12 protein-coding genes are annotated in these 14,417 nt (G+C 32.3%); all 12 read left to right on the top strand.

All coding sequences use genetic code 11. From position 1 onward, the window contains the following. Positions 1–975, top strand: a 975-nt coding sequence (gene glyA / locus WFK35_RS12960; RefSeq protein WP_336732941.1) for a serine hydroxymethyltransferase, incomplete at its 5' end; no start/stop codon positions are given. 59 nt (positions 976–1,034) lie between these two features. After that, a complete protein-coding gene (locus WFK35_RS12965) occupies positions 1,035–1,499 on the top strand; it encodes a regulatory protein RecX (protein ID WP_336732942.1) in 465 nt (154 codons plus the stop codon). A 19-nt stretch (positions 1,500–1,518) separates the two neighbouring features. Beyond that, on the top strand, positions 1,519–2,649 hold the full coding sequence (locus WFK35_RS12970) for a DegT/DnrJ/EryC1/StrS family aminotransferase (RefSeq protein ID WP_336732943.1): 1,131 nt from the start codon (positions 1,519–1,521) through the stop codon (positions 2,647–2,649). A 111-nt stretch (positions 2,650–2,760) separates the two neighbouring features. Then, positions 2,761–4,686 (top strand): polysaccharide biosynthesis protein, encoded by a 1,926-nt coding sequence (locus WFK35_RS12975; protein ID WP_336732944.1) that lies wholly within the window; start codon positions 2,761–2,763, stop codon positions 4,684–4,686. Between the two features lie 36 nt (positions 4,687–4,722). Further along, positions 4,723–5,544, top strand: coding sequence for a polysaccharide biosynthesis/export family protein (locus WFK35_RS12980; protein WP_336732945.1), 822 nt, complete (start codon positions 4,723–4,725; stop codon positions 5,542–5,544). A 1-nt stretch (position 5,545) separates the two neighbouring features. Next, a complete protein-coding gene (locus tag WFK35_RS12985; protein ID WP_336732946.1) occupies positions 5,546–7,930 on the top strand; it encodes a GumC family protein in 2,385 nt (794 codons plus the stop codon). After that, on the top strand, positions 7,914–9,218 hold the full coding sequence (locus WFK35_RS12990) for a nucleotide sugar dehydrogenase (RefSeq protein ID WP_442891773.1): 1,305 nt from the start codon (positions 7,914–7,916) through the stop codon (positions 9,216–9,218). The genes WFK35_RS12985 and WFK35_RS12990 overlap by 17 nt, the downstream gene beginning before the upstream one ends. Before the next feature lie 74 nt (positions 9,219–9,292). Beyond that, positions 9,293–10,600 carry a flippase gene (locus WFK35_RS12995; protein ID WP_336732947.1) on the top strand — a complete coding sequence of 436 codons (1,308 nt, stop codon included), beginning with the start codon at positions 9,293–9,295 and terminating at the stop codon, positions 10,598–10,600. Between the two features lie 4 nt (positions 10,601–10,604). Continuing rightward, positions 10,605–11,708 carry a UDP-galactopyranose mutase gene (glf, locus tag WFK35_RS13000; RefSeq protein ID WP_336732948.1) on the top strand — a complete coding sequence of 368 codons (1,104 nt, stop codon included), beginning with the start codon at positions 10,605–10,607 and terminating at the stop codon, positions 11,706–11,708. Then, positions 11,708–12,952, top strand: a complete 1,245-nt coding sequence (locus WFK35_RS13005; RefSeq protein ID WP_336732949.1) for a glycosyltransferase — start codon at positions 11,708–11,710, stop codon at positions 12,950–12,952. The genes glf and WFK35_RS13005 overlap by 1 nt, the downstream gene beginning before the upstream one ends. Further along, a complete protein-coding gene (locus tag WFK35_RS13010) occupies positions 12,949–13,605 on the top strand; it encodes a CatB-related O-acetyltransferase (protein ID WP_336732950.1) in 657 nt (218 codons plus the stop codon). Before WFK35_RS13005 ends, WFK35_RS13010 begins: the two co-directional genes overlap by 4 nt. Position 13,606: 1 nt before the next feature. Further along, a partial coding sequence (locus WFK35_RS13015) for a glycosyltransferase family 2 protein (protein ID WP_336732951.1) occupies positions 13,607–14,417 on the top strand: 811 nt, incomplete at its 3' end.

The following is a 14,417-nucleotide window of genomic DNA, read 5'->3' on the forward strand; positions in this document are numbered from 1 at the left end:
GTTTTGAAACCGGGAGATAAGATTATGGGAATGGATCTCTCTATGGGAGGGCACCTTACGCATGGTTCTTCGGTTAATTTTTCAGGAATTCAATATGACGTTGTTTCTTATGGTGTTAAAAAGGAAACTGGGCTTATTGATTACGATCAGATGAGAGAAGTTGCTTTGAGGGAAAAACCTAAGATGCTGATTGCCGGTTTTTCTGCTTATTCAAGAGATTTAGACTATGCAAAATTCAGAGAAGTTGCTGATGAAATCGGAGCTACACTTTGGGCAGATATTGCTCACCCTGCAGGTCTGGTGGCAAAAGGTCTTTTGAACAATCCATTTGAATACTGTCACGTTGTTACTACAACTACTCATAAGACGCTAAGAGGGCCAAGAGGTGGAATGATCATGATGGGGAAAGATTTTGAGAATACTTACGGTCATAAAACTCCAAAAGGAGAAATCAAAATGATGAGTCAGGTTCTTGACGGTGCTGTTTTTCCTGGTATTCAGGGAGGCCCGCTGGAGCACGTTATTGCAGGTAAGGCGGTTGCTTTCGGTGAAGCATTGGACGATCAGTTCTTAATCTATGCAAAACAGGTTCAGTCTAACGCACAGGCTTTGGCTAAAGCAATGATCGACAGAGGTTTTGATATTGTAAGCGGAGGAACAGACAATCACCTAATGCTGGTTGATCTTAGAAATAAAAATGTAAACGGAAAAGAGACCGAAAAAGCACTTGTTCTTGCGGATATTACGTGTAACAAAAATATGGTTCCTTTTGATGATAAATCTCCGTTTACAACATCAGGGATCAGATTGGGAACTGCAGCGATTACAACGAGAGGTCTGAAAGAGAATGATATGGACACTATTGCCGGATTAATTTCTGATGTGGTAGATAATATCAAAAATGAAGAAGTTATAACTTCTGTCAGAAAAAAAGTAAATGAATTAATGGAGGGTAAAGCTTTATTCAACTATTAATTTTCTTAGAAATAAATTATAAAGAATGGGCTTAGCTCATTCTTTTTTGTGTAGAATATATGGAGAAAAAGTCTTTCACTTTTGATGAGATTAAAATGAAGCTGGTAAACTATTGTGTTTATCAGGATCGTTGCCATGCAGAAGTTGAACAGAAAATGAGGGAGTTTCTCCTGATTGATGAAGCGAAAGAAGAAATTTTGCTTTATCTGATGAAAGAAAATTATCTGAATGAAGAACGTTTTACGAGAAGTTATATTCGCGGAAAATTTTATATTAAACATTGGGGAAAGACAAAGATTAAAATTCATCTTAAACAGAAACAGGTATCAGATAAGTTAATTAATCTGTGTTTTGATGAAATTGATGAAGATGATTACGGTAAAACGATCCGTAGAATTTATCAGGATTATTATGATAAACAGAGCGGACTGAAAGAATATCAAAGAAAAGCCAAAACAATTAAATATTTAATGAGCAGGGGCTTTGAATATGAGAAAATAATTGATAATTTTGACAACGCATAAATGATAAAATTATTTTAATTTGAAAGAGGAGAGAATCTGGCTCTCACCTCCGCATATGGGAGGAAGTGAGCTTAAATATATAAAAGAAGCATTTGATACCAACTGGATTTCTCAGTTTGGAAATAATATAGATCATTTTGAGAATATTCTTGAAGAATATTTGGGTGAAAATTCTTTTGTGGCTGCTCTTTCCTCCGGAACGGCTGCTATACATTTAGCTTTGAGATTATTAAACGTAGAAGAAGGAGATTTTGTGATCTGCCAGTCTTTTACTTTTGTAGCATCTGTAAATCCCGTATTATATTTAAAAGCTGTTCCCATTCTTGTAGACAGTGAACCTTCAACATTTAATTTATGTCCTAATGCGTTGGAAGACGCTGTGAAATTTTGCATGCAGAAGGGAAAAAAGCCTAAGGCTATTATTGCAGTAAGTCTTTACGGAATGCCTTTTATGGTAGACGAAATTTTGGACATTTCCAGAAAATACGATATTCCGCTTATTGAAGACAGTGCAGAAGCTTTGGGCAGTAAGTACAACAATCAGGCATGTGGAACTTTTGGCGATTTATCCATTATCAGTTTTAACGGAAATAAAATCATTACTACTTCCGGAGGAGGAATTCTTATTTCAAAAAGCCAGATTACCAAGAACAGAGTCATTTATCTTGCTACGCAGGCTAAGGAGAATGAGGATTTTTACAGTCATTCAGAATTAGGATATAATTACCGGATCAGCAATATTTCAGCTGGCATCGGAAGGGGACAGATGGAAGTGCTTGAAGAAAGGATTCGGGCAAGGCGGGAAAATCACCTTTTTTATAAGGAATTATTTGAATGTTTTGATGATCTTCATTTATTTTCTGAACCTTCTGCAAAATTTTATTCAAATTATTGGTTGAATGTAATTTTGATTGAGGGAGAATATTGGGATAAAAAAAAAATGCGAAGCATATTTTCTGAAAATAATATAGAAACCAGATACTTATGGAAGCCAATGCATCTGCAGGCACTTTATAAAGACTGTATTTTTTTTGGCAGTAATATTTCTGGTGCTTTTTTTGATAGAGGTCTGTGTCTTCCGTCAGGAAGTAATATTACGGAAAATTGTAAAGAAAGAATTACCAGAGCGTTATATGACTATAGAAATTAAATTTGTTATTAATTCAAAAATCGATGAAATTTTATTGTAATTTTACGCGAAGATAAATAAGTTTATTTTTCTAGACATTAATTTTAAATTATATGAACACAACTCTAGACAATGTACGATTCTCTTAGAAAGAAGATTTTTGGAGGAGATAATGTTGTCAGTCTCTCTGATGTAAGATATTTACCCAGATGGATAATATTAATAATTGATATTATTATTCTGGTAGTATCCTTATTTTTATCTACCTACATTATAGAAAAAATTACCCAAAAGGAATTTATCTACGATGATAAGAATCTTGTATTTTTATCAATTATTATCGTGAATGTTTTTTATATGTATATTTTTAAGACTTATGCAGGAATAATCAGACATTCAACATTCACCGATCTTTTTAAACTTCTGACTTCATGCTTCTGTACGATGGCTACCGTAGCAACAGTCAATATTTTTTATTTCTGGTTTACCGGAGGAAAATTCATTCTAACACCATATCTGATACTTTTTTTCATTATTTCCTTTATGGGATTATTTCTATTCAGATTATATGTGAAAGAATTTTTTCATATTGTAAGAGAATATAGAAGAAGTACCCTTAAAAAGAGAATTCTTGTTTTAGGGATTGATGAGCAGTCTATAGCCATTGCAAGAGCTATCTTGGATAATCCAAGCCTTCCTTATCACGTGGTGGGATTTCTTACTCAGAGATCAGATTCTAAGAGAGCATCACTGTTGGGAAAACCAATTCTTTCAAAAGAAAAAATTGAAGGCCATACAAAGGAAGAATTGGTTGTAGACGGAGTGATCATTATAAAAGAAATGATGTCTAAAGACGAAATGAATTCGTGGGTGAATCTGTTTTTGGAAAAAGATCTTAATATTTTTAAAGCTCCATCTGTTCAAAAACTTAGAGACAGTGATCTGGGAGGATCTATCAGGAATCTGCAAATTGAAGATTTACTGAACAGGAAGCCAATTAAAATTGAAAGTGAAGATGTAAGAAGCAGACACTTTAATAAGACAATTTTAGTAACCGGAGGTGCAGGATCTATCGGTAGTGAAATTGTTAGACAGGTTGCACAATTTAATCCCTCTCTTATCGTTGTATTAGATCAGGCTGAAACACCTTTATACGATATTGAACTTGAAATGAGAGAAAAGTTTCCTCATATCACTTTTAAGTTCGTCTTAGCGGATGTTTCCAATAAACATAGAATTGAGCCATTATTCCAAATGTATAATTTTTCTATGGTATATCATGCAGCGGCATATAAACATGTACCATTGGTTGAAGAAAATCCGCATGAAGGAATTATAGTAAATGTATTAGGCTCCAGAATTATAGCAACACTTTCCAGTAAATACAAGGTGAATAGATTTGTAATGGTATCAACAGATAAAGCTGTAAATCCTACCAATGTGATGGGAGCTTCTAAAAGAGCTGCGGAATTATTTGTTCAGTCATTACAGAATGTAGAAGGAAATAAAACCAAATTCATCACAACAAGATTCGGAAATGTTTTAGGATCTAACGGATCGGTTATTCCTTATTTTAAAAAGCAAATTGAGGCAGGAGGTCCGGTAACAATTACTCATCCGGATATTGTAAGATATTTTATGACAATACCGGAAGCTTGTGAACTTGTTCTTCAGGCAGGAACAATGGGGCATGGAGGAGAGATTTTTGTTTTTGATATGGGAGAGCCTGTTAAAATTTTGGATCTCGCAAGGAGAATGATAAAATTATCAGGATTCGAACCTAATATTGATATTAAAATTATTTATACGGGACTAAGACCCGGAGAAAAATTATACGAAGAGCTTTTGAGTGATGATGCAAAAACACTGCCAACGCATAATGATAAAATTATGATCTCAAAAGATCCAAGTATGGAATTTTCGGAGATAGAATCTATGATAAATCTTGTTACTAAGGCTGCAATCAAAAGAGATAAAGTGGAAGTGGTAAGAATTCTAAAAACCATAGTTCCCGAGTTTAGAAGTAACAATTCTATTTATGAAATACTGGATAAATAGAAAAATAATAAATGTATATTTGTACAATTTAAAAATATGATGAAAGGTAAAATACTGGCTGTATTACTGGCAGTTGCATTAGTTTCTTGCAAAACCAATCCCAGCGCACACAACGATCTGAATTATATGCAGAATATAGAAAATGTTGCAATAGATGCTTCTGCTAAAAATTCTCAAAATACTATTCAACCGGGAGATCAGCTTGTAATTTTGATTACAGCTAAAGATCTGGATGTGGTTAAACCATTTAATCAAAATTTCTCATCCTCAGAATTTGTTCAGAATAATACTTTTGCAGGTGGAAATACACCGGGGCAAGGATCAGCAACTATTTCAGGACCAACTTATATTGTAGATTCAAATGGGGATATAGATTTTCCAATTTTGGGAAAACTTAATACAACAAACAAAACCCTAGTCCAATTCAAGGAGGAAATAAGTAACAGAATGAAAGAATTTGTTATTAATCCTACGGTATCTGTAAGACTTACCAACTTTAAAATTTCAATTTTAGGCGAAGTAAACAGGCAGGGCGATTATATTGTGACAAACGGACAGGCAACTATTCTAAATGCCTTGGCAATGGCCGGAGATCTCACTACCTATGGCCGAAGAGATGATATCCTGATAATAAGAACAGAAAATGGACAAATTACTCATGGAAGAGTAAACGTGCGGGATGCCAATCTTATTAATTCTCCTTTCTATAATCTCAAGCAGGGTGATGCTATAATTGTATCTGCGAACAATACAAAAGATGTAATCTCAAAACAGAATCCGAATACACCTCTTATTTTATCTGCAATTTCTATCGGTGTAACAGCAATCGCAGTTGTGATAGGTCTATTTAAGAAATAAAATGATGGAACAACAAAATATTCACTCAACAGAAATTGAAACAGAACTGAATGTAAGAGATATAATTCAACCTTATTTAAAACGTTGGATGTGGCTTATTGCAAGTGTTGTATTATCGGTAACTCTTGCGTATCTATATCTTAAAAGACAAGTTCCAATTTTTGAAGTCGCTTCAACAGTACTTATTAAAGATTCTAAATCAAATAATGCGGGAACACAGGATTTTGCAGCTTTAAGAGATATTTCGGGTATTGGTAAAATAGGTAGTAATGGAGTTGAAAATGAAATGGAAATTTTCAAGTCTAAAAAACTTGTACGAGAAGTTGTAAAGACATTAGGTCTCGAAACTAATATTTATAATGGAGATTTAAAACATGAAATTTACGGTGAAACCTCTCCTATAAAGGTTAGAGTTTTACAAGAAAAAGATGTAAAAGGTAAGATTTCAGGGGTTGTAAATTTAAAGATTGACGGAAATCAGTTGAAACTGTCTTCAGAGACTATACCCACTATTAATACGACCTTCAATAAAGTTATCAGTCTGCCTTTTGCTAATATAATGATTTTAAGAAATGAGGACTATAAAGCCGGCAAAAAATTAAATGAGCTTATATTAGATATCTCTACAATTGATTCCAGAACGGATGCTTATCAAGCAGCTTTAAATGTATCACTTATAAATAAAGATGCTACTGTTATCAAGCTTGCAATGAATCATGCCGATGTTGATAAAGCTAAAGCAATTATTAATAAATTGGTTCAGGTATACAACGAGGATGCAATTGAAGATAAAAATACAGAATTTAGAAATACAGCTAAATTTATCAGTGAAAGAATAGAGCAGGTTGGTAAAGATTTGGGCGATGTAGAAAACCAAAAAGAAAGGTTTAAGCAGAGTAACCAAATATCCGATATAGAAACAGAAGTTAAATTAGGCTTACAAACAAATGCGGAAGCAAAGAGTAAAGAGTTGGAAATTAATGCGCAGCTTGAACTTACCGATGCTTTGTTAGGATATGTGGGTAATCAGAATTCTTATCAGACTTTACCCAGTAATTTAGGACTAAATAACCCTAGTGCAACGACTAATATTTCTTCGTATAATCAGTTAGTTCTGCAAAGAAATAAACTTCTTCAAAGTGCTACACCGGAAAACCCGCTTGTTGTTGATATTACTAAGCAAATCAATAATATCAGAAATTCTGTTATTCAGAGTTTACAGAAAAACAGAACAGGGCTTCAGTTAGCTAAAAATGGTTTATCATCAGAACAAAATAGCATTTCAGGTAAAATTGCTAAAGTACCGGTTCAGGAAAAGTTATTCAGAAGCATTGAAAGACAACAGCAAATAAAAGAATCACTATATCTTCTTTTATTACAAAAAAGAGAAGAAACGGCTATATCCATGGCGGTTACTGCACCTAAAGCAAGAGTTATTGATAAAGCTTTTGTAGGAATGAATGTTGCGCCCAAAGCTATGGTAATTTTACTTTCCGGGTTTTTAATAGGTTTTTTGATTCCGATTGCGATCATCTATCTTCAGCAGTTATTTAATGATAAAGTAAAAACAAAACATGATCTTGAAAAACTAACGAACAGAAAACCAATCATAGGAGAAATCCCTAGTATGGAAAGAGGACAGGATGAGTTGGTAAAAATGAATGATCTGTCGCCAATGGCGGAGTCTTTCAGAATTTTAATTACTAACATGAATTTCATGTTCCCTAAAAATATCAAAAAAGGAAGAACTGTGTTTGTAACTTCAACCGTAAAAGGGGAGGGTAAAACGCACGTGTCGGTAAACCTTGCATTAACGATGGCAACTCCTAAGAAGAAGATCATTATCATTGGTTCAGATATAAGAAACCCTCAGTTACAAAGATATAATACGACAAGAAAAGGTTTAGCCGGACTTACAGAGTTTCTTTATGATGACCAGGTTTCTGTAGAAGATATTGTACACCAGAGTGCATTTAATCCTTATTTGGATGTAATTTTCTCAGGAAGTATTCCTCCAAACCCGACAGAATTGTTATCTAACGGAAGATATGAAGATCTTCTTGCAGATCTTCAGGGTACTTATGATTATATTATCATTGATACTGCTCCATTAATGCTGGTTACGGATACGTTGTTAATTGCAAATATGGCAGATGTAACGCTATATGTAACAAGATCAAGACATACTGAAAAATCTCTGATTGATTTTGCCAACAAACAGGTGGAAGGACACAAAATAAAGAATGTTGCTTTTATATTGAATGACGTAAACAAAGAGTACTTTGCTTATGGAAACAAATACGGGTATGGATATACAGCAACAGATGACAGAAGCTTTTTTGATAAGGTAAAAAGCATTTTTACTAAAAATGATGAAAACAAATAAAGATTTTAAAATTGCCGTAATCGGTCAGGGTTATGTTGGGCTTCCATTAGCTCTGGAATTTTCAAAACACTTACCTGTTTACGGATTTGATATTAATATCAAAAGAATTGAGGAGCTTAAAGAGGGTGAAGATCATACCTTAGAAGCTAATTCTGAAGAAATAAAAGAGTGTCTGAGCATTGCAGTTAAAAGTAATTTTACAAAAGGATATATACCATCTTGTTCTTTGGAGGAAATTGCAAACGCAAATGTATACATTGTAACAGTTCCTACACCGATAGACCGATTTAATTCTCCTGATCTTAGCCTGTTGATAAAGGCAAGTGAAATGTTGGGTAGAATTCTTAAAAAAGATGATATTGTGATTTATGAATCTACCGTATATCCTGGATGTACAGAAGAAGAATGTATTCCGATATTAGAAAAAGAATCAGGATTAAAACTTAATGTCGATTTTTACGTTGGATATTCACCCGAAAGAATTGTTCCCGGAGATAAAGTAAACACTTTGGTGACCATTAAAAAAGTCACATCCGGTTCTACACCCGAAATCGCTGAAAGTATAGATAAACTATATCAGCTGATTATTAAAGCAGGAACTCATAAAGCGCCAAGTATTAAAGTAGCCGAAGCTTCAAAAGCAATTGAAAATGCTCAAAGGGATGTAAATATTTCTTTTGTAAACGAATTAGCATTAATTTTTGACAGAATCGGTATAGATACCCATGATGTCTTAGAAGCTGCCGGTACAAAATTTAATTTTTTAAAATATCGTCCCGGTTTAGTAGGAGGACATTGCATTTCAGTAGACCCTTATTATCTTGCTCATAAAGCAGGGCAACTTGGTTATCATCCACAGGTAATTTTAAGCGGCAGGAGAGTAAATGATATGATGCCAGAATTCATTGCTGGAAAGGTTGTGAAATTAATGATTCAGAAGGGTATTCAGATTAAAAATGCAAATGCTCTGATATTAGGAATTACTTTTAAAGAAAATTGTCCCGATATTAGAAATACAAAAGTCATCAATATCTATTCTGAGCTTAAACAGTATGGTCTTAATGTGGATATTTATGATCCGTGGGCAGATAAAGACGAAGTGAAATCTGAATATAATATCGAAACTCTTGAAAATATCATTAAGGATAAAAAATATGAGGTCGTTGTTTTAGCAGTTTCACATAATGAATTTAAATTACTCGATATTGCTTCATTAAAAGCTGATAGTTCTATATTATTTGATGTGAAAGCATTCTTAGATAGAGATGTCGCAGATGCAAGATTATAAATAGATTTTGAATCTCAGGATAAGAATTACTACATAAGGCTGTAGGGATTAAATTAGAATATCTAAAAAAGATAATGATGCTTGAAAAAAAAAAGTTAGTAAGAAATATTGCTTCTTTGGGAATTATTCAGATAGTTAACTATATATTCCCATTGATTACCGTACCATATGTCTCCAGGATAATTGGTCCGGACGGATATGGAATTATTAATTATGCGATGGCATTTATTGGATATTTCACGCTTCTTATTGCTTATGGTTTTGATTTAACGGCTACCAGAAGAATATCACAAAATTCAAATAATAAAGAATATATTAATGAAGTTGTTTCTGAAGTATTTACATCAAGAATAATTTTATATGCAGTATCCTGCATTTTATTTGTTATTTCTCTTTATTTTTTTACCCCTATACAGAAAGATCTTTCAGTTGCAGTAATATTATTTACCGGCTGTATATCTACGGTAATTTCGCCACAATATATCTTTCAGGGATTACAGGAACTGGAAATTTTTGCCAAGCTTAATTTTGTTAAGGGTATTATAAACACAGCACTAGTTTTCATTTTAATTAAACATAGTTCAGATTATTATTGGATTCCTCTGCTTTCGACAATTTTTTTGATATCAACTAATATATTTCTTTTTCTTTATGCTATCAGAAAATTTCAGATTAAATATAGGCTCGTATCTTTCAGAAAATCATTCAAGCTTATTCTTGATGAAAGGATGATCTTCTTTTCGACCATTGTGATTAGTCTGTATACTTCTACAAATACTGTAGTTTTAGGTTTTTTTGCTGATAATAAAGAAGTGGGTTACTATACAACAAGTCAGAATTTTCTTAATATAGTTAATTCAATGCTCATGATTCCAATTTCTACAGCACTTTATCCTTTTATTGGCAGAGCATTTTCAGTATCAAGAGAACATGGAATAACTCTAATTAAAAAAATTGTTCCAATAGTTTTTTATCTTACTTTTTTTGCGTCTGTTGCAGTTCTTTTATTTGCTCCATTTTTAGTTAGGCTTATTTATGGACATCAATTTGATAATTCCATTAATGTTTTAAAAATTATCTCTTTCATACCATTTATTGTTGGTCTTTCAAATATTTTCGGCATACAGCTTATGTTAAATTTAGGGCTGGATAAAATGTTCTTCAGAACAACTTTCATAGCAAGTATCGCAGGCCTTATACTGAACATATTTATGAGTAAATACTGGGGATATATAGGAACGGCCTGGAATTGTGTAATTATAGAATGCTTAGTAACCATTTTAATGTATTTTGCTTTGAAAAAAGAAAAAATTGGTATTTTTAAAATGGATTACTTCAGCCCAAAACAAATTTTCTTGACATTAAAAAATAGAAACGAATAATAAAATGAAAAAATATCTAATCATTGGATCTGGATTTTCCGGAGCTGTTATTGCAGAACAATTAAGTAAAAATCCGGAAAATCACATCACTGTAATAGATGAGCGGGATCATATAGGGGGAAACTGCTATACGGAGAGAGATTCGGAAACCAATGTAATGGTACATAAATACGGTCCGCATATTTTTAATACAGACAATAAAGAAGTTTGGGATTACATCCAGAATTTTTGCGAAATGGTTCCGTTTGTAAATCGCGTAAAATCAATTTATAAAGGAAATGTTTATTCTATGCCTATTAATCTGCATACCATAAACCAGTTTTTTAATAAAACTATGCGTCCGGATGAGGCAAAAATATTTATAGAATCTATTGCTAAAAAAGATATTGAAGAGCCTCAGAATTTTGAAGAACAAGCCATGAAGTTTATCGGGGAAGATCTTTATAAAGCTTTCTTTTATGGTTATACAAAAAAGCAGTGGGGATGTGAACCAACAGAATTACCTGCAAGTATTCTCAAAAGATTACCTGTAAGATTTAATTATAATGATAATTATTATGCAAATCCTTATCAGGGAATTCCTAGAGATGGTTATACCGGAATTTTCGAGAAAATGCTTTCTGCCAGTAATATTGAAGTTAAACTTAATACAAAGTTTGATTCTTCATGGGATCTTTCAGAATATGAAAAAGTTTTCTATTCCGGACCTATAGATGCTTTTTTTGATTATAAATACGGAAGACTTTCGTATAGAACCGTTTATTTTGAAAGAGCTGTAGTAGAAGGAGATTATCAGGGTAATCCAGTCATAAATTATGCAGATCCTGAAGTTCCATATACCAGAGTACACGAGCATAAACATTTTACTCCTTGGGAAGAACATGAGAAAACAACTTACTTCAAAGAATTCAGTAAAGAAACTGAGGAAGCAGATATTCCTTACTATCCTAAAAGATTAACGGAGGATATGGAAAAACTTGCATTGTACGAAGAGGAAGTTAAAAAGATGGATAAAATTCATTTTGTGGGAAGATTAGCAACCTACAGATATATGGATATGCATCATGTAATAGGTGAAGCTTTAGACTTAATAAAAAAATTAAAATAATGAAAGTTCTTCAGATCTGTACAGGTTTTGATATTTCTTTTAATGGAGGTATAACAAACTATGTAAGAAATATTTCCAGTACAATGGCAGATAACGGCCTGGATGTAACAGTACTGTATTCGGAAGATAATAAAGAAGAAAAAAAATATAACTTTAAAACTCTTAATATTGATCCAAAATTACGGCCTTTTCATCTAAGCAGTGTTATCACTAATGAAGATGTTGAGGTTGTAGAAAAAGTTGTTAAATATATTTCTCCGGATATTATTCATGTTCATATGATGATTGATCTTCCGTTAAAGGTTTTGGAGGTTTTTAAAAAATATGCTAAGGTCATAATTTCTCTTCATGATTATTCTTATGTGTGCAATAGAATTATCCTGCTGGATAAAGATGGGAAATTGTGTACAAATAGTAAAGAAAATTTAAAATGTAATTCTTGTATTTCATACGAAGAAACACTTGATCAGAAATACGTTGGAGGAGGAATAAGAAAAGGTTTGAAACTGCTTAAAGTGAAAAAATTAGCTAATTCCAGCGGTCATCATGAAAGGTTTTTGGAAGGGAGAAATTTATTCAGAAATGTTGATGCACTGATTGCTGTTTCCAACAGAGTTAAAGAAATTTATCAGGAAAATGGTTATGAAAACAATTTATTTGTAGTAAATCATATAGGGAATTATACTGCTGATGAAAGTTTCAGAAAAAATTTTACAGCAAGGGAGAAAAAAGAAAACAACCAAAAAATTAAATTTGGTTTTATTGGTAATTTACACTTCCATAAAGGTGCAGACCTGTTTTTAAAGCTAGCGGAAAATAGCAATCATGAATTTCATATTTATGGCGGAATAGAGGATTATGTATTAGAAAAAATACAGACCATGTCCCATGTATTTTATCATGGCAGATATCAGCACAGTGATTTAGTAGATATTTTAAAGAAAATTGATATAGGCTTGGTATTATCTATCTGGGAAGATAATGCACCTCAGGTTGTATTTGAATTTTTGAATGCAGGTATTCCTGTAGTTGGTACAAAGATGGGAGGTATTCCTGATTTTGTTACGAACAATAATGGTTTTCTTTTTGAGCCTAATGAAGATGGAATAAACTCTGCTTTACAGCTAATGAATTCTGACAATGTATATCATTTATATAACAGGGTTATTAATAATATTAAAGGTACAAAAACGGCGTCAGAGCATATGGATGAACTTATGAATATCTATAAACAAATTGTATGATAGTATTTCTCAAGTTAATAAATGCATTACGAATTGAATTCTTTAACTGGATTTCATTAAAAGTTGCTGCTGTACGTTGGCGGCTGAATAATAAACACAATTATACTGCACTAGGTAACCTTATTAAAGATGTTAATAAAATAAAGGTTGGAAAGTACACCTATGGTAAAATAAATATTCAGTCTTTTGAGAACCCAAATGAGAGATTATTAATAGGTAATTTCGTGAGTATTGCTTCCGATGTGTTTTTTATTCTAGGTGGAAATCATCCGATAAATACATTTACTACTTTTCCGTTAAAAACTTTTTTTGATGAGTTGAGTCCTTTGCAGGATGCTACTACAAGAGGTGAAATAGTGGTAGAAGATGAGGTTTGGATCGGCACAAATGTAATTGTAATGTCTGGAGTTACAATCGGAAAAGGAGCAATAGTTGCCGCAGGAAGCGTTGTCACTAAAAATGTGGCTCCTTTTTCAATTGTAGGTGGAAATCCTGCAAAGTTTATTAAATGGAGAATTCCTGAAGAACTCATACCATCCAGAATGCATGTCGACATAACAGATATCAATATAGATTTTATTAAACAGAATATGGATATTTTTTATAAAAAAATAGATCAAGAAGTTTTAGAAAAAATAAAAAGTAAAAATTGATATGCAGGTCTCTATAATCATTGTAAATTATAATACGAAAGATATAACGGAGAATTGTATAGCATCCATTATATCTCAAACAAAGGACGTACAATATGAAATTATCTTAGTAGATAATGCATCTGCCGATGGATCAAAAGAATATTTTGAAAATAGAAATGGAATTCTTTACATTTACTCTAGTGAGAATTTGGGGTTCGGAAGAGCCAATAATCTTGGAGCAGAAAAAGCTAAAGGAGAACTTCTGTTTTTATTAAATTCAGACACCATCCTGATTGAAAATTCCATTAAAAAAATGTGTGATTTCTTTTACGAAAACGAGAATAAATTAAATATAGGAGTCTTGGGCTGCAAATTGATTGACGAAAAACATCAAATAATGCATTCTGGAGGGTATTTTCCAACACCGTTTAGTGAATATCTCTTGATGTTTTCTTCATATTTCAAATTTAAAAGTAAAGAATTTATTATTGATGAGACCAAAGAATATCAGATGATAGAAAAAGTAACTGGAGCTGATATGTTGCTAAGAAAAACTGTTTTTGATCTGGTTTTGGGCTTTAGTCCTCTCTTTTTTATGTATTTTGAAGAAACAGATATGCAAAAAAGAATTTCAAAACTTAAATATAAAAATTATATCTATAATAATACTTCAATTATACATTTAGAAGGTTTTAGTTTTAATAAATTAATTGCTAACTCTAAAAGAGTTATAGTACAGAGAAGCAAAAATTTGTACTTTAAAAGGAATTTTAACTATTACATTTTTTATGTTTTTGTAGATATGCTTTTTAATTTAATAAGATTATTTA

Origin of the sequence: Chryseobacterium sp. VD8, from assembly GCF_037149975.1 — a bacterium.
GTDB lineage: Bacteria > Bacteroidota > Bacteroidia > Flavobacteriales > Weeksellaceae > Chryseobacterium > Chryseobacterium indicum.